The sequence below is a fragment of the Phytohabitans houttuyneae genome, from assembly GCF_011764425.1.
In the GTDB taxonomy this organism is placed as follows: domain Bacteria; phylum Actinomycetota; class Actinomycetes; order Mycobacteriales; family Micromonosporaceae; genus Phytohabitans; species Phytohabitans houttuyneae.
Genome location: NZ_BLPF01000004.1, coordinates 365,194 through 386,215, shown reverse-complemented (window position 1 = coordinate 386,215; position 21,022 = coordinate 365,194). Strand labels below are relative to the sequence as shown.

The 21,022-nt window shown below is 69.8% G+C and carries 20 protein-coding genes; 9 read left to right on the top strand and 11 right to left on the bottom strand.

Annotation, left to right across the window (positions count from 1 at the left end; translation table 11 throughout):
• Positions 1–71: 71 nt before the first annotated feature.
• The 5 genes from Phou_RS44340 to Phou_RS44320 all read left to right on the top strand — a co-directional run bounded on the left by Phou_RS44340 (position 72) and on the right by Phou_RS44320 (position 5,550).
• Positions 72–680 (top strand): hypothetical protein, encoded by a 609-nt coding sequence (locus Phou_RS44340; protein ID WP_246274588.1) that lies wholly within the window; start codon positions 72–74, stop codon positions 678–680.
• 83 nt (positions 681–763) lie between these two features.
• Positions 764–1,300 (top strand): hypothetical protein, encoded by a 537-nt coding sequence (locus tag Phou_RS44335; RefSeq protein WP_173069912.1) that lies wholly within the window; start codon positions 764–766, stop codon positions 1,298–1,300.
• Positions 1,301–1,483: 183 nt separating this feature from the next.
• Entirely contained in the window at positions 1,484–2,329 is an 846-nt protein-coding gene (locus Phou_RS44330; RefSeq protein ID WP_246274586.1) for a DUF8832 domain-containing protein, read from the top strand.
• A gap of 16 nt (positions 2,330–2,345) precedes the next feature.
• On the top strand, positions 2,346–4,547 hold the full coding sequence (locus Phou_RS44325) for a heavy metal translocating P-type ATPase (RefSeq protein WP_246274584.1): 2,202 nt from the start codon (positions 2,346–2,348) through the stop codon (positions 4,545–4,547).
• Positions 4,548–4,902: 355 nt separating this feature from the next.
• Positions 4,903–5,550, top strand: a complete 648-nt coding sequence (locus Phou_RS44320; RefSeq protein ID WP_173069908.1) for a slipin family protein — start codon at positions 4,903–4,905, stop codon at positions 5,548–5,550.
• Here the strand turns inward: Phou_RS44320 and Phou_RS44315 are convergent.
• Both Phou_RS44315 and Phou_RS44310 read right to left on the bottom strand, forming a co-directional pair.
• Entirely contained in the window at positions 5,535–5,732 is a 198-nt protein-coding gene (locus Phou_RS44315; RefSeq protein WP_173069906.1) for a hypothetical protein, read from the bottom strand. The genes Phou_RS44320 and Phou_RS44315 overlap by 16 nt on opposite strands.
• Before the next feature lie 65 nt (positions 5,733–5,797).
• Positions 5,798–6,205 carry a hypothetical protein gene (locus tag Phou_RS44310; RefSeq protein ID WP_173069904.1) on the bottom strand — a complete coding sequence of 136 codons (408 nt, stop codon included), beginning with the start codon at positions 6,203–6,205 and terminating at the stop codon, positions 5,798–5,800.
• Positions 6,206–6,306: 101 nt separating this feature from the next.
• On the opposite strand from Phou_RS44310, the gene Phou_RS44305 reads away from it, so the two are divergent.
• The gene (locus tag Phou_RS44305) at positions 6,307–6,927 is read left to right on the top strand and encodes a DUF6642 family protein (RefSeq protein ID WP_173069902.1); all 621 of its coding nucleotides are present in this window, start codon (positions 6,307–6,309) and stop codon (positions 6,925–6,927) included.
• 45 nt (positions 6,928–6,972) lie between these two features.
• Here the strand turns inward: Phou_RS44305 and Phou_RS44300 are convergent, their stop codons facing one another.
• The 5 genes from Phou_RS44300 to Phou_RS44280 all read right to left on the bottom strand — a co-directional run bounded on the left by Phou_RS44300 (position 6,973) and on the right by Phou_RS44280 (position 11,750).
• Positions 6,973–8,349 carry an aldehyde dehydrogenase family protein gene (locus tag Phou_RS44300; RefSeq protein WP_173069900.1) on the bottom strand — a complete coding sequence of 459 codons (1,377 nt, stop codon included), beginning with the start codon at positions 8,347–8,349 and terminating at the stop codon, positions 6,973–6,975.
• The gene (locus tag Phou_RS44295; RefSeq protein WP_173069897.1) at positions 8,346–9,431 is read right to left on the bottom strand and encodes a Zn-dependent alcohol dehydrogenase; all 1,086 of its coding nucleotides are present in this window, start codon (positions 9,429–9,431) and stop codon (positions 8,346–8,348) included. Before Phou_RS44295 ends, Phou_RS44300 begins: the two co-directional genes overlap by 4 nt.
• Before the next feature lie 11 nt (positions 9,432–9,442).
• A complete protein-coding gene (locus Phou_RS44290) occupies positions 9,443–9,961 on the bottom strand; it encodes a beta/alpha barrel domain-containing protein (RefSeq protein WP_178135017.1) in 519 nt (172 codons plus the stop codon).
• A 167-nt stretch (positions 9,962–10,128) separates the two neighbouring features.
• Positions 10,129–10,719, bottom strand: a complete 591-nt coding sequence (locus Phou_RS44285) for a hypothetical protein (RefSeq protein WP_218579590.1) — start codon at positions 10,717–10,719, stop codon at positions 10,129–10,131.
• Positions 10,695–11,750, bottom strand: a complete 1,056-nt coding sequence (locus tag Phou_RS44280) for a hypothetical protein (protein ID WP_173069893.1) — start codon at positions 11,748–11,750, stop codon at positions 10,695–10,697. The genes Phou_RS44285 and Phou_RS44280 overlap by 25 nt, the downstream gene beginning before the upstream one ends.
• Before the next feature lie 228 nt (positions 11,751–11,978).
• Here Phou_RS44280 and Phou_RS44275 point away from each other — a divergent pair, with 228 nt between their 5' ends.
• Positions 11,979–12,353, top strand: coding sequence for a hypothetical protein (locus tag Phou_RS44275; RefSeq protein WP_173069891.1), 375 nt, complete (start codon positions 11,979–11,981; stop codon positions 12,351–12,353).
• 68 nt (positions 12,354–12,421) lie between these two features.
• Positions 12,422–13,816, top strand: coding sequence for an FAD-dependent oxidoreductase (locus Phou_RS44270; RefSeq protein ID WP_173069889.1), 1,395 nt, complete (start codon positions 12,422–12,424; stop codon positions 13,814–13,816).
• An 81-nt stretch (positions 13,817–13,897) separates the two neighbouring features.
• On the opposite strand, the gene Phou_RS44265 is transcribed toward Phou_RS44270, so the two are convergent.
• The 3 genes from Phou_RS44265 to Phou_RS44260 form a co-directional block, all read right to left on the bottom strand.
• Positions 13,898–15,520, bottom strand: coding sequence for a hypothetical protein (locus Phou_RS44265; protein ID WP_173069887.1), 1,623 nt, complete (start codon positions 15,518–15,520; stop codon positions 13,898–13,900).
• 153 nt (positions 15,521–15,673) lie between these two features.
• Positions 15,674–16,480, bottom strand: a complete 807-nt coding sequence (locus Phou_RS54040) for a hypothetical protein (protein WP_246274582.1) — start codon at positions 16,478–16,480, stop codon at positions 15,674–15,676.
• Positions 16,429–18,948: a beta-L-arabinofuranosidase domain-containing protein gene (locus Phou_RS44260; RefSeq protein WP_246274580.1), complete on the bottom strand. Its 2,520-nt coding sequence runs from the start codon at positions 18,946–18,948 to the stop codon at positions 16,429–16,431. The genes Phou_RS54040 and Phou_RS44260 overlap by 52 nt, the downstream gene beginning before the upstream one ends.
• 874 nt (positions 18,949–19,822) lie before the next feature.
• On the opposite strand from Phou_RS44260, the gene Phou_RS44255 reads away from it, so the two are divergent.
• The gene (locus Phou_RS44255; protein ID WP_173069885.1) at positions 19,823–20,143 is read left to right on the top strand and encodes a hypothetical protein; all 321 of its coding nucleotides are present in this window, start codon (positions 19,823–19,825) and stop codon (positions 20,141–20,143) included.
• A gap of 23 nt (positions 20,144–20,166) precedes the next feature.
• Here Phou_RS44255 and Phou_RS44250 read toward each other — a convergent pair whose 3' ends face one another.
• Positions 20,167–20,376: a hypothetical protein gene (locus tag Phou_RS44250; RefSeq protein ID WP_173069883.1), complete on the bottom strand. Its 210-nt coding sequence runs from the start codon at positions 20,374–20,376 to the stop codon at positions 20,167–20,169.
• Positions 20,377–21,022 lie beyond the last annotated feature (646 nt).

Genomic DNA, 21,022 nt, shown 5'->3' with positions numbered 1-21,022 from the left:
GTCATGTGTCACACCGGACTGTCCGGAAAGGCTCAGGCCAACCTGTGCAGCAGCGACAGAGGGCAGGCCTGATGACCCTGGCGATATCGAACCCAGATCTCTTCCACACCGTCGTCGGTGAGTGGCACCGCCGCCTCTCCACCACCCGGTCGGCGAAGCGCAGCCACTGGCGTACGAAGATCATTTACTTCCGCTCCGTCGCCCGCCTCCTCTCCACGCAGCCGGAGGCCAAGCTCACCTGGCGGCGGATCGTCGAGGCGGCCGGGCCGCAGGGCAGCCGCAGCACGTTTTACGAGGTCGCCGGCGCCCACGCGCGGCATCCCCTGATCGACGCGCTGATCCGCGACGGCCGGCTCGACTCGATCCAGCTCGCGCTCTGCTACCGCCGCACGGACGCGGTCGCCCAGCTCGTCGACGAGACCAAGGTGTGGTCCTTCTGGCCGTACCGGGAACGCTTGCTGGCCAGGTTTGCCGCGGAGCCGATGCCCGCCGAGGCGATGGAGGCCGCACTGGCCGAGGCGCTGGCGGAGTGGGCCGGACGCAACCCGGGGCTGGCCGCGGCGCTCGACCACGCACCCCCGGCGTGCGCGGTCGAGGACCTGATGGTCATCAAGGGTGGCCGGGTGGCCGCCTTCCGCGCGACAAACGAGCTGAGCGACATCATCCGGCACGCCGTGTGACGGGAGAACTACGCATTCACGTCATGGCAACGGCGCGCCGCCTCAGCACACTCGGCCTTCTCCCCTCTAAAAGAAGGGTCGGCATGAGAGACAAGCGATCCACACCCTCGATCAGGTACGGACTTTTCGCGCGGCTCTCCGACTGGTGGTGCGGAAGACGCGACGGCCGCAAGGGCATCCCCTCGGTGCCCGAAGGCGCTCGGCCGGGCACGCCCGAAGCCGAGTTGAGCACGCCCCGCATGATGTTTCTCGGCCAGCTCGGCGTGGGCCGCATCGAACGAGAGTGGATCGCCTTCCAGCTCGAGGTGCTCGACCTCGAAGCGGCACTGCGCGAAGCCACCTCCCGTCAGGCCGACGCGGAGGTCGCCCGGCTGGAGGAGCAGATCAGGATCGGCCTGCGCGTCACACAGCGACGAGCGGCGATGATCGAGGCGTACGTGCGGCGCCGGTGCGCCGCGTATCTCACCCAGCTCGTGCGCCGGCATCCGGACGGCGCGCGGCTCAACCACCTCATGCGGCCCCGCTGGCCCGACCAGATCGACTGGGCGCGGACAAGCCTCGGCCCGGAGCTGCCCAGCGGCGTCGCGCGGGCCGGCATGCTGGGCGTGCGAGGCAGCTGACCCGGGCCGGGGTGACCCACACCGCTCCGCCGGCAGCGGGCTTGATACCCCCTGGGGGTATGGGTATGCTGGCGGCATGAACACGCCAACCAGGATGACCGGCTACGCCCTCGGGCTGGCGGCGATCTTCGCCACCGCGCTGGGCGCCGGCAAGGTGGTGGGCGGCCCGGAGCCGGTGCCCCGGTGGCCGCACACGACGGAGGTGGACACGGGGACAGCGAGGGCAGCGGGCATGAGAGCGCCGTTGCGCAGGTGCCGGGCGGCCTGCAGGTCGCACAGGACGGCTACCGGCTCGCGCCGGTCAGCGGCGGTCTCCCGGTGGGCAAGGCTGCGCCTTACCGCTTCCGCATCGTCGGGCCGGACGGCTCGCCGGTGACCGCGTACACGCCGACCCACGACAAGGACCTGCACCTCATCGCGGTGCGCCGGGACCTGACCGGCTTCCAGCACGTCCACCCCACGATGGCGGCGGACGGCACGTGGTCGGTCCCGCTCGCGGCCGACGCACCCGGGCAGTACCGGATCTTTACTGACTTCCAGCCGGCCGCCCGCGAAGAGGCGCTCACGCTCGGCGTGGACGTGCCGGCGCGCGGCGACTACCGGCCCGCGCCGCTGCCGGCCCCGGAGCGCAAGGCGACCGTCGACGGGTACACGGTCACGCTCGCCGGCGACCTCGTGCCCGGGACCGCGTCGAAGCTGACGCTCGGCGTCAGCAAGGGCGGGCGGCCGGTCACCGATCTGCAGCCCTACCTGGCGGCCTACGGGCACCTGGTGGCCCTGCGCGACGGTGACCTCGCCTACCTGCACGTGCACCCGGACGGCGAGCCCGGTGACGGGAAGACGGCGCCGGGACCGGACATCACGTTCTACGCGGAGGTGCCGTCCGCCGGGGCGTACCGGCTTTTCCTGGACTTCCAGCATGCTGGGAAGGTACGGACGGCGGCCTTCACCGCGGTCGCGGGCGATGCGGAGCTGCCCCCGGCACCCGCGGCACCGGGCCACGACGACGACGGGCACACCCATGACTGAGGGAGGAGGGCGCGTGATGAACCTCATCGAGCTGGAGATAGGCGGCATGACCTGCGCGTCCTGCGCCTCTCGCATCGAAAAGAAGCTCAACCGGATGGACGGTGTGAGCGCGACGGTCAACTACGCGACGGAAAAGGCCGCGGTGACCGTTTCCGACCCGGCCGTGGGCGTGGCCGACCTGATCGCCACGGTCGAAAAGACCGGGTACACCGCGGCTGTCCCGGCGCCCGACCCGCGGGAGGCACCCCGCGAGTCCGACCCGCTCCGCACCCGGCTGCTGGTCTCGCTCGTGCTCACGATCCCGGTGATCGCGCTGGCGATGGTGCCGGCGTGGCAGTTCGAGTACTGGCAGTGGCTCTCGCTGACGCTCGCCGCGCCCGTCGTCGTGTATGGCGGGCTGCCCTTCCACCGCGCCGCCTGGACCAACCTGCGCCACGGCGCCGCGACGATGGACACGCTTGTGTCGATCGGCACGCTGGCAGCGTTCGGATGGTCGGTGTGGGCGCTGTTCTTCGGCACGGCCGGTGAGCCGGGCATGACCCACCCCTTCCGGTTCGCGATCGAGCGGGGTGACGGCTCCGGCAGCATCTACCTTGAGGCCGCTGCCGGTGTGACGGTGTTCATCCTGGCCGGCCGCTACTTCGAGACGCGCGCCAAGCGCCGCGCCGGCGCCGCGCTGCGGGCCTTGCTGGAGCTGGGCGCCAAGGACGTCGGCGTGCTGCGCGACGGCGCCGAGGTGCGCATCCCGGTGGCTCAGCTTGCGGTCGGCGACAGGTTCGTCGTACGCCCGGGCGAGAAGATCGCCACCGACGGCGTCGTGGAGGAGGGCTCCTCCGCCGTCGACGCCAGCATGCTGACCGGTGAGTCAGTGCCGGTCGAGGTGGGTGCCGGCGACCAGGTCGTGGGTGCGACGGTCAACGCGGGCGGCCGCCTCCTGGTACGCGCGACGCGGGTCGGCTCCGACACCCAGCTCGCCCAGATGGCCGCGCTCGTCGAGCGGGCACAGACCGGCAAGGCGCAGGTGCAGCGGCTGGCCGACCGGATCTCCGGAGTCTTCGTGCCCGTCGTGATCGCGATCGCCGTCGGCACGCTCGGCTACTGGCTGGGCACCGGCAACGGGACGACGGCCGCGTTCACCGCCGCGGTGGCCGTGCTGATCATCGCCTGCCCGTGCGCGCTGGGCCTTGCCACGCCCACCGCCCTGCTGGTCGGCACCGGCCGGGGCGCGCAGCTCGGCATCCTGATCAAGGGTCCCGAGATGCTCGAGTCAACCCGCACCGTGGACACGGTGGTGCTCGACAAGACCGGCACGGTGACCACCGGACAGATGACGCTCGTCGACGTGGTGGCGGGCGCGGGCGAGGACCGCGACGAGGTATTGCGTCTGGCCGGCGCGGTCGAGGCCGGATCCGAGCACCCGATCGCCCGCGCGATCACCAGGGCCGCCGCCGAGCGCGGCGCGCTCCCCTCGGTCGAGACGTTTCTCAGCACGCAGGGCGTCGGGGTGCGGGGCACGGTGGAGGGGCGCGGCATCGCCGTCGGTCGTCCGGAGGCGGGGCAGCCGGTACCAGATGATCTCGCGGCGGCGATGGAGACGGCGGAGGCCGCCGGGCGGACGGCGGTGCTGGTGTCGTGGGACGGCCGCGCGCGTGGCGTCGTGGCCGTCGCTGACGCGGTGAAGCCCACCAGCCGCGAGGCGGTGGCCGCGCTGCGCCGGCTCGGCCTCACCCCCGTGCTGCTCACCGGCGACAACGTGACGGTCGCGAAGGCGGTCGCGGCCGAGGTCAGCATCGACGAGGTGGTCGCCGGCGTTCTGCCGGCCGGCAAGGTCGACGTGGTCAAGCGCCTGCAGGACGAGGGCAAGGTCGTCGCGATGGTGGGCGACGGCGTCAACGACGCGGCCGCGCTCGCACAGGCCGACCTCGGGCTGGCGATGGGCACCGGCACCGACGTGGCGATCGAGGCCGCGGACCTCACGCTCGTGCGCGGCGACCTCAACGCCGCTGTCGACGCCATCCGCCTGTCGCGGCGCACCTTGCGCACGATCAAGGGCAACCTCTTCTGGGCCTTCGCCTACAACATCGCCGCCCTCCCGCTCGCCGCGGCGGGCCTGCTCAACCCGATGATCGCTGGCGGTGCGATGGCACTGTCGTCGGTCTTCGTGGTCACCAACAGCCTGCGGCTGCGCGGTTTCAAAAGCTCCACCCCGCGCGCGTAGGTCTTTCCCGCCAGGCGACTTCGCGACCGTGAAAAGCGAATGCGTCTGGCGGGAGTGATCCGTACCGTTCTTGTTGGAGACAGTCCAGCGGCGCGCCGGCATCGCCGACCGCGTTCCGCGCGTTGGGGTCTTCAACCATGGTGAAGCCGAGAGGCCGAGGTTCGAGTCCTTAACCGGGCGACCCCGCGCGACCCTGCCCGCAAGGGCGGCGGTGGTGTGGCCATGCGGGCTTGCGACCACGGTCGCAGACGCCCCCGCCGCACGATCGTTGGGTGGCGCGGGGTTCGCTCACGCCAATGTGGACTTTCGGCCGACGTTCCGTTATCGGAGGTGAGAAATGGCAAAGGTCACGGTCATGGATTGGGAGCGCCGGGTGCAGTTCACCGACGGGCGCTTCGAGAAGGTGCTGGAGCCCGGTAGGCACCGGTACAGCCGGCACCGTTCCCGCCTGCTCACCGTCGACATGCGACAGCGCAGCACGGTCGTCCAGGGTCAGGAACTGCTGACCGCCGACGGCATCACGCTCAAGGTTTCCGTCCTCGTACTGTGGCGCGTCACCGACCCGCGGGCGTTCCTCACCGCGTCCACCGGCGCGGAGTACGACCTTTACACCGCCGCCCAGCTCGCCATCCGGGACGCGGTCGCCGCCGTGGCCTTCGACGACGTACTGGCCGACCGCGGCCGCCTTTCCACGGGCCTCGCGGAGGCGACCGCCGCGCACCTGGACGGCATCGGCGTCGAGCTGGCCTCGGTCACGGTCAAGGACCTGATGCTGCCCGGCGAGCTGCGCCGCGCGGCGACGGAGACGCTGCTCGCGCGCGAGCGCGGCAAGGCCGAGGTCGAGGTCGCACGGGCCGAGGCGGCGTCGCTGCGTACGCTCGCGAACGCCGCGCGGCTGCTGCAGGACCACCCGGCCCTGCTCCAGCTCCGCACCATCCAGGCCGCCGCGACTCCGGGGGCGACGGTCGTGCTCACGCCCGACCCTCGCTACGTGCCCCGCTGATCCCGGGCCGGTATCTCACTCAACGCCACCGGTTCCCCACTGCGGCGCCGGGCCCGCGTGATCCGCACCAGCGGCCGCGGGCCCGGCCCGACGCGCAGCCACTCGGTCAGCGGCACCTCCACATCGCCGAACGGGTGCGCGACCACGACCAGGACATCGTCGTACTCTTCGGGCGCGAGCACGGTCAGTCACCCCCATCGTCCTTGCGGCTCAACCGAAGCGACCGGACCCCACCAGAGCCCGATCCTCACATCGGGGCCGAGTATGGGGTCGATGTCGTGGTGGAGACCGCGAACAGCGACGGCACCGGCGTCGGCGCGCAAAGCGCCGGTCCGGCGGCCAGCCAGGAGCCGCCTTGGGTCTTACGGCCGAACACCGCCGCGAACCGCTGCGGGCCCAGGCGGTTGACCAGCGGAAACAGGTAGTTGTCCAGGTCTCGCCCGCCGCGGTCCGGCGCTGCCCATCCGTCGGCGGCCACCGACAACTCCAGCGCGAACGGGCCGTCGCCAACCAACAGCGGCGCTGCCACGCCATCTGCGTAGTCCAGAAACTTGGCGAGCGCGAGCTGGCCCGGTGCGCCCACGCGGTCCCAGCTGGCCAGCCGCGGCGCCATCTCCAGCATCACGCGGGCGGGGGGCCGCCGGTACACCGTCATCCGCTCATCGTGTCTGGCAGAAGGGGACGGATGATCGGCTGTTCCGTCCCGATTGTGGGCCGGTTAGCTTCCACAGGGCCGTCGACGAGGGGGAGGTCAGCGTGGCAAAAGGTGGGGTCTTCTGTGTCGAGGGGCAGTGGCACCGCGACCTGAACGATCAGAGTTCCGTCCTGCCCACCCTGGAGCTGCTCCAGCGCCTCCAGGCGATCCGCTTCATCCACAAGGACGTCGCCACGCGCGAGGAGCTGGCCTACTTCCTCGACCGATGGCTGCTCCGGCAGTACGCCGACTTCAAGGTCGGCTTCTTCGCGATGCACGGCGAGCCGAGCAAGCTGTGCCTGACCGACCGGGACACGGTCGAGCTGGACGAGGTCGCCGACATGATGGCGGCCCGCTGCGAAGGCAAGCGGCTCTACTTCGGCAGCTGCTCGATCCTGCGGGCCTCGGACGCCCGCCTGCACGACTTCCTCGACGCGACCGGAGCCGCGCTGATCTGCGGCTACACGCGCGACATCGACTGGGTGGAGTCGGCGGCGTTCGAGACCGTGGCCCTGCAGATCCTCGCCAACGGCGACCGCGCCGACGCGGTGGAGCGGCGGATGGGCTCGACGGCGTGGGCGCCGCTCGCGTCCTACCTCGGCTTCCGGATCGTGTACGCCAACGGCCGCACCTGGCGCCCCGACGCACGCTCCCGCGTCCCCACCCAGGCCGCGGCCGTCTAGACCGCGGGCAGGCAGCGCGACAATCCATTCCAAGGGGCGTGAGATCTACGGTTGCTCGTCGAGCTGGATGGACTTGAGCTCGTAGTACTCGTCTAGGCCGTACGGGCCGAGCTCGCGGCCGATGCCGGACTGGGCGTAGCCGCCGAACGGTGCGATCGGGTTGAAGCGGGCGCCGTTGATGTCTACCTGGCCCGTGCGCATGCGGCGGGCGAAGGCCACCGCGGCCTCACGGTCTGCCGACCACACCGCGCCGGCCAGGCCGTACGGGGTGCCGTTGGCGATCGCGAGCGCGTCGTCCTCGTCGGTGTACGGGATGATCGACAACACCGGGCCGAAGATCTCCTCCTGCGCGATCGGGGCGTCGCGGGGTACGTCGGCGTAGACGGTCGGGTGGCAGAAGTACCCCCTGTCGTGGCCGTCCAGTCGGCCGGGACCGCCGGTGACCAGGCTGGCCTTCGCGGACGTCAGGTATCCCTGCACGCGGTCCCACTGCGCCCTCGACGCGACCGGGCCGAGCCGGCCAGCCATCGCCTCGGCGAACCGGCCCGCCAGCGCGGCCACCTCGTCGTGCTGGTCGCGGCGCACCAGCAGGCGGGTCCAGGCCGTGCAGGTCTGGCCGGAGTTGAGGAACGCGTTGTTGACAGTGGCCTTGACCGCCTTGGACAGGTCGGCGTCGGGCAGGAGCACGCTCGCCGACTTGCCGCCCAGCTCCAGCGCGACCCGCTTGACCGTCTCCGCGGCCGCGCGCCCCACCAGGCGGCCGGCGGCGGTGGAGCCGGTGAACGAGACCATGTCCACGCCCGGGTGCGCGGCCAGCGCCGCGCCGACCTCCGGGCCGGTGCCGACGACGATGTTGCACACGCCCGGCGGCAGTCCGGCTTCGGCGAAGACCTCGGCCAGCAGCAGCGCGGCGGAGGGCGCCAGCTCGCTCGGCTTGAGCACCACCGTGCAGCCGGCGAGCAGGGCCGGTGCGAGCTTCGCGACGACCTGGTGCAGCGGGTAGTTCCACGGGGTGATCGCGGCGACCACACCCACCGGCTCGCGGACGACAAGCGAGTGGCCGAGCTTCTCTTCGGCGCGGTCTACGTTGGACAGAAAGCCGTCGAGCACCGCGAGCGGCGCGCCCACCTGTACCGCGTCGGCGATCTTCGGTGGGCAGCCCATGTCCTGCGTGATGTGCGCGGCAAACTCGGCCCTCCGCGCGGCGATCCCGTCTCGCACCCGCCGCAGCACGCCGGTCCGGTCGGCCGCCTGCCAGGCGGGAAAGGCGGCCCGCGCCGCCGCCACCGATGCGTCCACTTCGGACCTGCCGGCCAGGCGCAGGGTCGCGAAGGGCTCCTCGGTGGCGGGATCCACGAGGTCGGCGGCAGGCCCGGTGACCGCGACCCACGAGCCGTTGACGAACGCGGCGTCGTATCTCATCGAGCCATCTCCAGGACGGTACGGACTCCGGCACCGCGCCGCAGGTCGGCGACGGCTTCGTTGATCTCGTCGAGCGGGCGGCGCGCGGTGACCATGCCGGCCAGGTCGAGCCGGCCGGCCCGCCACAGGTCGAGGATGCGCGGCAGGTCGCGGTGCGCGTTGGCCGAGCCGAGCAGGCAGCCCACGAGCTTCTTCTCGTAGAACGCGTGCACGAGCGCGCGCACGCGGACGGTGTCCTCAGTGGACGGCATGCCGACCATCACGGTGGTACCACCGTTCCGCGTGGACTTGAGCAGGGTCTCGACCACCTCGCCGCGGCCGACGGCGTCGAAGCCGAAGTCTGCGCCGCGCCCCTCGGTCAGCTCACGCGCGACGCGGTCGAGCCGCTCGGCGGCGGGGTCGACCGCGTGTGAAGCACCCAGCCGCAGGGCGGAGGCGCGGCGCTCGGCGTTCAGGTCGGCGGCGACGATCACGGTGGCACCGGCAATCGCCGCGGCCTGGACGATCGACAGGCCCACCGCGCCGAGTCCACTCACGACGACCGAGGCACCGACCGGTACGCGAGTGGTGTTGAGCACCGCACCCACGCCGGTCTGCACCGCGCAGCCCACGACGGCGGCGATGTCGGTCGGCACATCATCGGGGATCCGCACCGCGGCCTCGACCGGCACCACGGTCCGCTCGGCGAACGCGGACAGCACAAGCCCGCGCCGCACCTGCTCGCCCTTCCAGGACAGGCGGGTGGAGCCGTCCGGGTACGCGCCGGCGACCATGCCGGCGAAGCGCTGGCAGAGCGTGTGCTCGTCGCGGACGCACCAGTAGCAACGCCCGCAGGAGGGCGCCATCGTGAGCACGACCTTGTCACCGGGCTTGAGGTCGGCGACGTCCGGCCCCGCCTCGGCCACCACGCCCGCCGCCTCGTGCCCGAGGATCACCGGCAGGCCGGTACGGAGCGCGCCGTCCATGTAGTGCACGTCGGAATGGCACACTCCGCAGTGGTGGACGTCGACGGCGACCTCGCCGGCGCGTGGAGCTTCCAGCTCGACGTCGTCGACGACAAGTGGGGCGCCGACCGCAGTCATGATCGCTGCTTTCAAAACTGACGCTCCGGAAAGTCGCCGGCCCGGCCCAGCAGCGCCGGCAGCCGGATGCCCAGCTCGGCGCCGATGAGCGCGGCGGCGGCGAGCACCCCGTCCAAGTCGAGTCCGAAGTGGATGCCGGAGCGGCGCAGCTGGTACGCCAGGTCCTCGGTGGCTATGTTTCCGGTGGCTGCCGGCGCGAGCGGGCAGCCGCCGATCCCACCCGCGCCACTGTCCAATGCGGACGCGCCGAGCTCCACGCCGGTTAGGGTCTCAATGGCCACAACCACAACATTGACCTCGTCGACGCCCGATGCCAAGGCCCTGTCGAGCCCGCGTTCGTTCGCCACGAGCCCGATGTAGCTGACCCCGTCCACGCGCGGCACGCCGGCCATCGCGTCGTCGGCGTCGGCCATCTGCGGTACCCGCTTGGGGTGCACGAAGCTGGTCGCCTCGGCGCCGACCTCGACGATCTCGACGGACCGCGCACGCGCCTGCAGACCACCGCCTGCCTGGGCAGGTAAGGATGCCATGCCCCTGTCTAACACGGATTCTCGGCGGGGAGTACATCCCGGCGAGCGGCGAGATCATCAAGGTGGAGGACCCGAAGGTCGGAGACCGATGCGGCAGTGGGGCGCGAGAAGCCGTACGGCAAGTCGCTGTGGTGGCCGCCTCGCCGCGCCGCGGCCGGCGACCTGCCTCAGACGAGGATCACGTTGTAGTAGTCAAGGCGGTCGACGGTCAGCTTGAGCTTGCCCTGGCGGCAGGAGAAGGCCGGCGACGTGGCGCGCGTGCGGTCCGGGGAAAGCATCGTGAGGCGGCGCGGGCAGGAGCCCAGGTCGGCCTCCACTGTGAACCCGGACTGCGGCACGATCCCCTGGGCGTAGTTGTGGTTGACCAGGTGGATCGAGCGCCTGCCGGTGCCACGCTGCACGAGGACGCTGGCCGAGACTCCGTCGGCGCCGACCCGCACGGCCTCGGTGCCGACCGCGTTGTCCTTGAAGACCGCGCGGTGCTCCTTGTAGAAGCGGGTGTACGTCGTGAAGAAGTCCATCATCCCCAGGTCCGTCGCGGTCGGGCTGCCGACCGTGTCCTTCAGGTGGAAGGCGGGGAAGATGCCGTTCGCGTACGCCTCGGCGCCGAAGATCTGCCAGTAGTCCTTCTTCTCCCGCAGCGGCAGGTTGAGGTAGTTGGTCATCATGTCGTTCGGCCAGTCGATGAACACGACGACCGGCACGTTGCCGGCGATCCGCCCGCTCTGGTCCTTCAGGTAGCGGTACTGCGACTGCAACGACTTGGCACCGTTGAGGTGGCCGTCGACCACCGGGACGTAGTCGGCGCCGCGGAAATCGGGCGTCTGCTCGTCCGGGTTCCACGGGTACATGCCGACGCTGTTGAAGTCCACATAGGGCCACAGCCCGTTCGACGAGATGAGGATGCGGCGCTGCTGGGTGTGCCACGCGTACGCCCGCAGGTCGTCGACCATCCGCTTCCAGTACCGCCGGATGTACGTCGCGGTGAACGACGTGTCCTCGGCGTACATGCGGTTGGCGACCACCCGTCCCCACTCGGGGCCAGCGGGTTCGCCGCGTTCAGCGGGTCGAGGTTCCAGCCGCCGGCGCGCAGGTATTCGCGGTAGTTGAAGTTTGCCGCCAGGTCACCGGCCGGCACGTCGCGGCGCAGGACGTTGTCGTCGGTCATCCCGAAGCGCGACTTCCAGTCCGCGGTGGTGAAGGCCGGATACTTCGCGAGCAGGTACCGGTTGAAGTCCGCTATCGCGTAGTCGTCGAAGCCTTCGTTGCCGTTGAACCCGTATTTCAGCCCGCCGCTGAAGCCGGCGTTGATCTCGTCGAAGTTGACGCCGTCGACGCCCCCGTCAACCTGGATCCGGGCCCAGGAAAGCAGATACTCACGGTAGGCGGGATTGAAGATGTTTCCCCGCCGCGCCGGCTCCGGAAAACCAAACTCATCGTGGGGTACCGGATTGCCGTCCGCATCCCGCGTCGACATGTCGTCGAAGATCTCCGTGGTGGCGAAGTCCTTCGGGAAAATCACGCTCGCCGTGCCGCTGCCCATGAAGTTGATGCCTTTGGCGTGGTAGCGCCCGATCTGCGCGAAGTTGTAGTCGGCGGCCTCGTCCCCCGCTGTGGACCACTTCCCGATCGCGCGGATCGTCGTGTCCGGGTCGAGCTCGTAGACCTGCGGGTCCTCGTCGTGCACGTCCGACTGGCTGAACCCGTACACGACGAAATCGCCCGCCTTGGGCGTGCTTCCAGCAGCGCCCGCGGCGGGACCAGACTGTCCCGACACCGCGAACGCCACCGCCACAATGCCCGCGGACCAGCGCAATACCCCAGATCGCCGTGGCATCAAGTCCCCCTGGCCATAGCTTCGGCGCTGCCTATCGACAGATTTTCGAAAGCATATGCCCGAGCCTGTAGATATAGGAAGATGTCGATCTAGAATCTGGCTGGACCTCAGGTTGGGGAAACGGCGCCGCCGTTGATCGTGCGCCTAGCGAACGGCGAGCCGGCCTGGAAGGGTTCGGGCATGGATGCCGACTCGGCCCGTGGCCATCTCAACGCGGTCCTCTACGGCGTCGACTTCCACCCGGATCTGAAGCTTGACGCCGCGCGCTGGCCCGACTTCGCGGGCACGCGGGCGGTGGCGCGCGTCGACCTGGACATCCACCAGCTGACCGGCCTGCTCAACCGCCGGCCCGACGAGGTCGACGGCGAGCGCCGGCCGGTGGCGATCGTCGAGCTGCGCTCCGGTGAGGTGGTCGCCCTGCTCGGCCCGGCCGGCCGCCCGGCGCGGCGCTTCACGTTCCTGCGGCGCGACGCGGGCGATCCGGCCGAGATCCTGGCCCGGTTCTGCGAGGACACGAATCTGGCGCCCGAGCGGGCAACGTTGCTCCCGCAGTGACCCGCTTCAATCGAGAAATTCCCATACAGTGAGGCGTTCTCACGTCCGTCATGGAGAAGGAGATCGCCTTGGGACTCACCCGAAAGCGGATGCTCGGCATCATGGGCGCGACGGCCGCCGGGTCCGTCGCCGCGCCGCTGAGCTCGTCCGCCGCCGCCCAGGCCACGGCCCGTGGTACGGCCGCCGCCTTCGCTGAATCGCACGTGATCCACCGGGACGTCTGCGTGATCGGCGGTGGCTCCGCCGGCACGTACGCCGCCACCCGCCTCGGAGACTTCGGCAAGAGTGTGGTGCTGGTGGAGGCGAAGGACCGCCTCGGCGGCCACACCGAGACCTACCACGACCCGGCCACCGGCGGCACCGTCGACATCGGCGTCATCGTGTTCGAAGACGATCCGGTGGTGCACCGGCACTTCGAACGCTTCGGGCTCGGCCTCACCCCCGCCGGCGGCTTCGGCGCCGACAACCGGTACATCGACTTCCGCACCGGACGGCCGGTCGACTACACGCCGCCGCCACCCGTCGCGCTGCCCGCGTACTACCAGAAGATCAGCGAGTTCGGCCCGCTGGACACGGTCTACAACCTGCCGGACCCGGTGCCGCACGACCTGGTCGCGCCCTTCGCCGACTTCGTGGAGAAGTACGACTTCGGCTCGGTGGTGCCGCTGATCTTCAACTACGGGCAGGGCATCGGCGACCTCCTCGACCTGCCCGCGCTCTACGCGATCAACCTCTTCGGGCAGGGCGTCGCCGGCAACATCCTCGGCGGCGGCTTCCTCACCAGCGCCGCGCACGACAACAGCCTGCTGTACGAGCGCGCGACCGCCCACCTCGGCGACGACGTGTTGCTGGAGTCGCAGGTGATCCGGGTCGACCGCTCGGCGCGTGAGGTGCGCGTGCTCGTCGCGACGCCGGACGGCCCGCGGCTGATCCGCGCCGGGAAGCTCGTGGTGGCCATCCCACCGCTGCTGCGCAGCTTCGCCGGCTTCGACCTGGACTCGGTCGAGCGGTCGCTGTTCAGCCAGTTCGTCAGCGGCGCCTACTACACGGGCGTCGCGCGCGTCTCGGGCCTGCCAGACGGCATCGGCCTGGAAAACGTGGCCGCGGAAACGCCGTACAACCTGCCGCCGCTGCCCGGCCTCTACGGGATCGGCCCGACCGGCATCCCCGGCCTCTACAACGTGAAGTACGGCAGCCCGACACCGCTGCCCACGACACAGGTGCGCCGCAACATCCGCGCCGACCTCGAACGGATCGCGAAGGCCGGCACGTACCCCTCAGGTACGAGGACCTCGTGGTCTTCGAGGGTCACATCCCGTTTGAGCTGCACGTCTCACCGGCGGCCATCGCACGCGGCTTCTACCGCCGCCTCAACGCGCTGCAGGGCCGCAACCGCACGTACTACGGTGGCGCCGCCTTCTCCTCACACAACTCCACCCGCGTCTGGGCGAACCTCGAACTGATCCTGCCCTCCATCGCCGCCTGACCTTCGTCGCAGCAGCCGGCGGCGCGACACGTTCGCGCCGCCGGCCCGTTCTCGTTCGTCAGGCGGTGACGGTGATGGTCACCGGGCCACCGGGTACCGGTGGGAAGCCGGGCATGCCCCAGCGCGAGGTCAGGCGGCTCGCGTCAGAGATCGCGAAGCCGACCGTGTACTCGCCGGGCTCCGCCCCGTCGTAGAAGCGGAAGTGCACCTCCACCACACCGTTGTAGGCGCCGGTGCCGCCGCCCTGCCGCACCACCTCTTCGCCGGCCGCGTCGTACACGTACAGGTCGTAGCTGGTGACCGGCGCGATCGGGGTGGTGACCTGCACGGACAGCGTGATCGTCGTCTCGCTCGCCGCGGCCTGGGTGACCGTCGCCGGGGAGACCGACGCGGCCGTCACGACCGGCGGCGTGGTGTTGGGCAGCCGCAGGATCGTCACGCCCGGGTCTGGACCGAAGTACTGCGTGCCGTACGCCGCCGCGTTACCCGCACCGTCGACGACGGCCAGGCCCTGCGCGACGCACCGGGCGGCGCCCTGGTACGCCCGAACGGGGACGGAATACGTGCCGTCCGGGTGCGCGGTCGGCGTCGTCGAGACCTGTGCACAGTGGCCGCCGACGTTGCTGAGGTCCAGGATGATCTCGCTGACGCCCTGCTGCGCGCCGTGTACCGCCATGCCGACCCGCGTCTCGACGCTCTCGTGCCAGTTGTTGACCGGGTTGGGAGTGACCGTGAAGTCGCTGGCGCTGACGACCTGGTTGGCGGTGAACACGACCGGCTCCGTGCCCGGGTCGCCGAAGGTGGCGGTGTTGCCGGCATTGTCGACCAGGACGACCGAGGTGACCCGCCAGGTACCCGCGGCGGTGTTCGCCGGCGGTACGACCAGCGCGCCGCACGGCCCTTCGTAGGCGTCGTACGGGTAGGAGTATCCGCAGGACCGGGACAGGTTGTTGACCTGCGAGGCGAAGTCCGTGGTGATGGTCGCGCCGCCGGGACCGGTGATGGTGAGGCTGCCGTGCCAGAAGCCCGTCTGGTAGTCGGAAAGGTCGACGCGGTACCGCACCTCGGCGTTGCCACCGGCGGTGTACACGTACGGCCGCCGGTTGCCGATCCACACGTCCCGGTCGACGCCGCCCAGGCTCGGCGGTGTGGTGTCGACCAACGACGTGGCCGCCACCCACGACCGGCTGAACCGCTGCAGGCCGGCGCGGTCGACGGAGAGCGTGCCACCGAGCTCGTCCTGCGCGGTGACCGCGGTGACCACCCAGCGCGCGTGCCGGGCGTTGGCGTACCGCGGCACCACGAACGAGTACCGGTAGCTCGAAAGCTGCGGCGTGCCGGAGATCCAGTCCGCGTGGTCGTAGCCCGTCTGGCCGTACTGGAAAAGGATCTCGTGGGTCTGCCCGACGAACGTGCCGGGCGCGGTCCCGGCCAGCCGCACGCTCACCTCGCCGGCGAGGTGCTCCGCGGCGGCGTTGGTGTTTTTGATGGTGAAGTCCAACGCCACCACGACGGCGTCAGCGGTGGTGTCGACATGGCGCTCGGCGAAGGCGATCGACCTGATGCTGAGCGGGCCGGAACCGGCGCTGGCCGGCGCGGCGACCATCACGGTGAGCCCCGACGCCGCGACGGCGACCGTGAAAGCGGCGAGAAGCCGGCGCACGCCGGCACGCAAATCCACTGTAGACCTCCCCGTTGTCTCCCCGCCGTCCGGCGAAGAGGGACCGGGGTCGATTAGCGAGGGCGGGAAGGGTTGATCGCTTCATCCAAAGGTATACAGATCCCGATCCGATCGACGGTGGCGGCGCCCGGAAGGGCGCCGCCACCGCGGTGCTCAGGCAGTGGCGCAACCGCCCGCTTCGTACGGTGCGTCGTACTGCGCCGTGACAGCGGTGCCGTCGACGGTGCCGGTGACCTTCACGGTGACCGTACCGGCCGGCACCGTCGCCCGGCGCGCGTTGAATGACTGGTAGGCGGCCTTGCCCGGCGCGACGCCGCTCACCGTCCGCGAACCGTAGGGCGTGACGAGTTCGACGGTGAGCGGTACCTCGTCGGTGTTGCGCACGTTGACCGACACGTAGGCGCTGGTGCCGACACACTGCGCGCGGGCCTGGATGTCGACCGCCCAGGTGACCGGCGGCGCGAGCTCCTGTGCCGCGCCGGCCGCCCGTGCGACGACGACGTCCTTCTCGGCCGCGCTGAAGACGCCCGCCGCGACGAACGCCTCGGCGGTGCCGGTAACGGCCGCGACGAACGCGCCGTGGTTGGCGAAGGGCGCCTTGTCCCACACCAGGTCGAGGAAGGTGGGGCCGTCGCTGCCGGGGGACGGGATGCCTGTCACCGGTACGTCGTACGCGGGCAGGCCGTCGTTGCGCTTCCGGTTCGGCACGCCGGTGTCGATGGAGCCGAACACGATCGTCGGCTCGACCCGGCGGAAGTACGAGGAGACGGGCTGGGTGTCGCTGATGTAGTACGGCCGCACGGTGTACCCCTGCGCGGTGAAGCTCGGATCGCCCGCCTGCGTCGTGCCGTTCAGCGTGATCGCCGCACGCGAGTAGTCGCCGTCCCGCTTCAGGTGGCGGTAGAGGGTCAGCTCGCGGAAGCTGCCACCGCCGGGGTTGCCCACGATCTGCAGGAGCACGGGCCCCAGAAGATCGACTGGGTGTCCGGACGGTCCAGCGCCCGCTCGATCCGGATGCTGAACGGCATGCGGACCTCGATCGTGTCTCCCGCCGTCCAGGTGCGGCTCAGCGTGACGTAGCTGCCCGGCGTGGCCGCCACGTTCGCCGCGACCCCGTTGACGGTGACGAAGAAGCCCTTTTCCACCCAGCCGGGCACCCGCAGCTTGATGTCGAGCGGCCCCTCGCCGTCGACGGTCAGCTTCGTCCGGTCCTCGCGCGGGTACGCCGTCTCCTGGGTGACCGTGAACCCCTTCTCCGCCCAGGTCAGCGTCGAGGGCGCGTACAGGTTGACCCAGAGGGTGGAGCCGTCCGCGGACCTGAGGTAGATCGCCTCCTGGTACTTGGTGTGGGTCTCCAGGCCCGTGCCGCCGCAGCAGGTACCGGTGTTGCCGTAGCTGCGGCTGGATCCCGGCGTCAGCGGCTGAAAGTACGTGAGCTGCGGGTCGCCCGTGCTCGCCGTGTCCGCCCGCGACCCGGTGATCATGTTGAGCAGGCCCCGCTCGTAGTAGTCCATGTACGCCGGGTCGTGCTCGTGCAGGAAAAGGTTGCGGGCCAGCTTGATGAGGTTGTACGTCGTGCACGTCTCCGCTCCGCCCTGCGCGATCGCGTTGGCGATGTTGCCGCGGTTTTGGAACAGCTCGACGTTGTTGTTCGAGCCCGGGTAGTTGCCGCCGGTGCCGCCGCTGGCGAACATCCGGTGCGGCACCACCATGCCGTAGAAGTTCTTCGCCGCGGTGAAGTACTCCTCGTCACCGGTGTGCTCGAAGATCCGCAGGTACCCGATGAACTGCGGCACGTGCGTGTTGGCGTGCAACCGCTCCGGGCGGCGCCGGCCGGGCCTGTTCTGCGGGGTGACCACGAGGATGTCCCGGTTTTCGACGGTGGCGCCGAAGAGCGACTCCCGGTTGTCGAACGCCTTGGCGGTCTCCAGGTGCTTCGCCTCGCCGGTGAGCGCGTAGATCTCGGGAAACACCTCGTTCGCACCGCCGAACTCGCCGGCGATGTAGAGATCCCACATGTAGTTCAGGTTGTCGCGGGTGAGCGGACCCGTGTACTCGGGATGGTTTTTGTCCCCGATGGTCAGTGCGAGATGCGCCCAGTCCGCCATCTTGACGACAACGTCGCGGGCCTGCGTGTTGCCGGTGTGGTAGTACGCGTCGAGCAGGCCACGCATGATCTTGTGCTGCGTGTACCACGGCGCCCACGTGTTGGTGTCCGCGTTGCCGCCGTAGACCGCCCAGCGCGGCGGGCCGAGGCGCAGCACCGCGTCTTCCGGGATCGCGCCGAGGTAGCCCGGGTGGGTGGGGACCCAGTCGCTCGCCCCACCCTGCTGCGCGACCACGATGCCACCATCGCGTCCGTTGGGCGAGGCATCCAGGAGGGTGGTGCCGCCCTCTTCGTCGAACCGGTACCACGCGATGCTGCCACCGCCCGTGCTGCCGGCCGCGGAGTCCTGAAGCGACAGCAGCTCCTGCTGGGTCAGCGCCCGGTCGAAGATGTGAAACTCGTCGATAGTCGCGTCCAGGAACGGGTCGCCGTACTGCGAGCGCCCGATCCACCGGTTGCCCGGGTTGCCCAGGCTGGACGGGTTGAGCGTCATGGCGGTGTTGGTGCCCGCCACCTGCCCGTTGACGTACATCGTGCCGGTGCCACCGGCCAGCGTCACCGCGATGTGCACCCACTGGTTGGTCGGCAACGCGGCGGTGCCGTTGATCCGCTGCTCCTGGCCCGAGCCCCCGACCGTGATGGCAAACCGCGGCACGCTGCCGGTCACGCCGGCCCGCGGGGTCAGAAACATGTTGACCGTCGTGTTCTGCCCGAAGTCGAACAGCCGGGTCCAGCTCTGCGTGGAGGCGAGGTTGACCCAGGCCGCGATCGTGAAGTCGGTCAGCTGGTTGATCGCCTCCTGGGGCAGCGTCACGTACTGCGCCTGGCTCGGCCCGTTGAGCCGCAGCGCGCTGTTGTACCGCCCCGGCACCCGGTCGATCTCCGGCTCCGGCGGCTCTTCACCGCCCGGCCCACCGCCGTCCATCCGCGCGGTGATCGCGGCCTGGCACGCGGCGAGTTCGGTGACCATCCAGTCGAGCTTCTGCTTGTAGACCGCCTCGCCCTGATCCGCGTACGCCTGCGCGAGCGCCGTCATGTAATGCCCCGCCCAGTGGCCGCTCAGGAGCCCGCCGTCCTCCCAGCCGCCCGGGACCCCGACGCCCGCCGGGTTGGGCCGGCCGGCCTGGTTGTTGAACAAGACCAGAAAGCGCCGCTCGTCGTACAGGCGCAGGAAGCTCTTCATGCGGTCGCGCTTTTCCTGCAGCAGACCGCTGCCCAGCCGCACATCACCCAGCGCGAACGGCCGCACCGGCGCGGTGCCGCCGGGCCCGGGATCGGCCGCGGCGATGCCGATGCGGGGCGCTGCCTCGACGGGCGTCACCCCGAACATGCTAGAGCCGGCGGTGGCGCCGGCACCGAGAGCGGATGCCTGGAGGAGCTGGCGTCGGTTGAACCTGACCTCGTCGAACTGGGCCACTGAAGGTCCCTTCCACGCAGTGATACCGGGACGGTCAGGGAGCGCGCTTCGTCGCTCCGACAGCGCCCGGTACCGTCGGAACAGCGCCCCGAAAACCTTTTCGGAAATCGTGCCAGCGCGTTACGCCCATGTCAACGCTCTAGATCAACCCGCCGTACTGAAAGGCTGTTACGAAGATCAGTCTGCCCGCGGCGGTCACCGAAAAGTTTTCGGCGGCTAGGGTTGGCCGGAGGGCTGGCTACGACCGTTGGCGGTCAGAGCCAAGTCTTGGAACAGAACGGTTTCCACTTCGCCAGAGCACCCAACGTGATCGTTTGCCGAATTTGGCAAACCGGGCCGATACCGATCCTCGGGTGGGTCATCAACTAGCGGTCAGGACCCAGAATCCAGACGGACGAGCGATGGCGGACGCAGGCGGAGATTGTCCAAGATGACTAGACCGTTACCACCCGCTGCACCAACACCTTCCTCGGCCGCCGCAATAAGGGGCTCACACCGGCCACTACCATTGTCGACCTCGGATCGGTTACCAAGAGCGACGAAGCACGGAGCTGGTCGATCACGACCCTCCTGGGGTTTGTTGACACGCTTCGGTGGTTGATCCGAAATGCGAGTTTAAATTGTCATGGAGTACTCCACCCCAGGGATCTTACGGACGTGGTGTGATGGGTCCGCAGCGCTCTGTGGTGGACTATCCTTGGATAGGATCATGATTGCTGACAACTCGACGCCGCTCACGGGTTCCCAAGGCATGCCCGTAGCCTCTATGGTTCCAGTCGTGTCCATCAATGCCGACGTGCGAGATCACACGTCTGAGCTTGTGAACACGCCGCGTGCCCAGGCTTTGCTGCCTTCGCGCTCGCTTCGCCGGACGGTCCTCGCGGCGACTGCCCTAATCACCGCTACCACAACGGCTACGGTGTTCATCCTCTTGAGCGCATTGCTTATCAGGTTTCTTCAGGGTGTCGGTATGAGCGGATGGCCGCTGACCGCGATCGCCCTGGCAGGGGTCGTTGCCACCTGGGTCGCCTGCTGGCTCAGCCAGCCACGTGTAGAGCGCCTGGCGTCTCGCCTCACCGCATCGCAGCGCAAGGGGTGATCAGCGCAGACAGCCGCTAATGGCTATCGATCTTGCCCATCCTCACGTTTTACCTTCATCCACGAGCGGATGATGATCCCGCCACTGCCGCCAACGCCGGCAGTAAGCGCCAAGAGCGTCCAGGTGGCGTTTGACATATGCGGTGCCACCTCGCTGGCGACATAGCCCAAGCCGATCAGGATCAGGACAGGCGGTAAGGCGATGGCGACAGCAAGCGTCAACGCGAGCAGCATCTTTCCCCACACCGTCTTCGCCGTGAAGAGCAGTCGCTCAGCGAAATCAAGCAGGGCAACCAACCAGGCGGGCCCACGGTCCGCGGCCCTGGTCGGCTCGGCAGCCGGTGGGCGAATGTCGCCTCGCCCCTGAGTCATGGGGTACGGACGTTCATTGTTACGTCCGGCCGCCCCCTCGCGGTCGGTGGCGACGTCGTTCTTCGCCTTACCTCGCTGCTTGGCGCTACCCCGGTTTTGGGAGTGGTCACGGTGCTGGCTTCGTCCCGAACGTCCCTGCCGCGCGACAGCCTGATCGATCCGCTGACCGTCTGCCGGCGCGCGAGGGCGCGGCGGCACGCCGTTGGCTCCGGCACCGCCGTCTGCCGGTGTTGGATCCGCGCCAGAACCAACACTCGGCGTCGCGCGCTCCCCACGCCGCGCTCTCCGACTCACGATGATCTCCAAGGCGACAGAGGGACCCGCCATAAGGAGAGCCATGTCCAGATTGCCCCGAACCCGGACCAGCTCCAAGATTCCCCGGAGTCCCCCGTGGCCTCCGCCAAGCCGCTGCTACAGTAGCCACTTGCTAGTAGCCGATTGGCACTAGCTCGCCCTCCCGCGCAAGCTAGTGACCGTCATCGCGATCTTGCTACTAGCTGATCGCTAC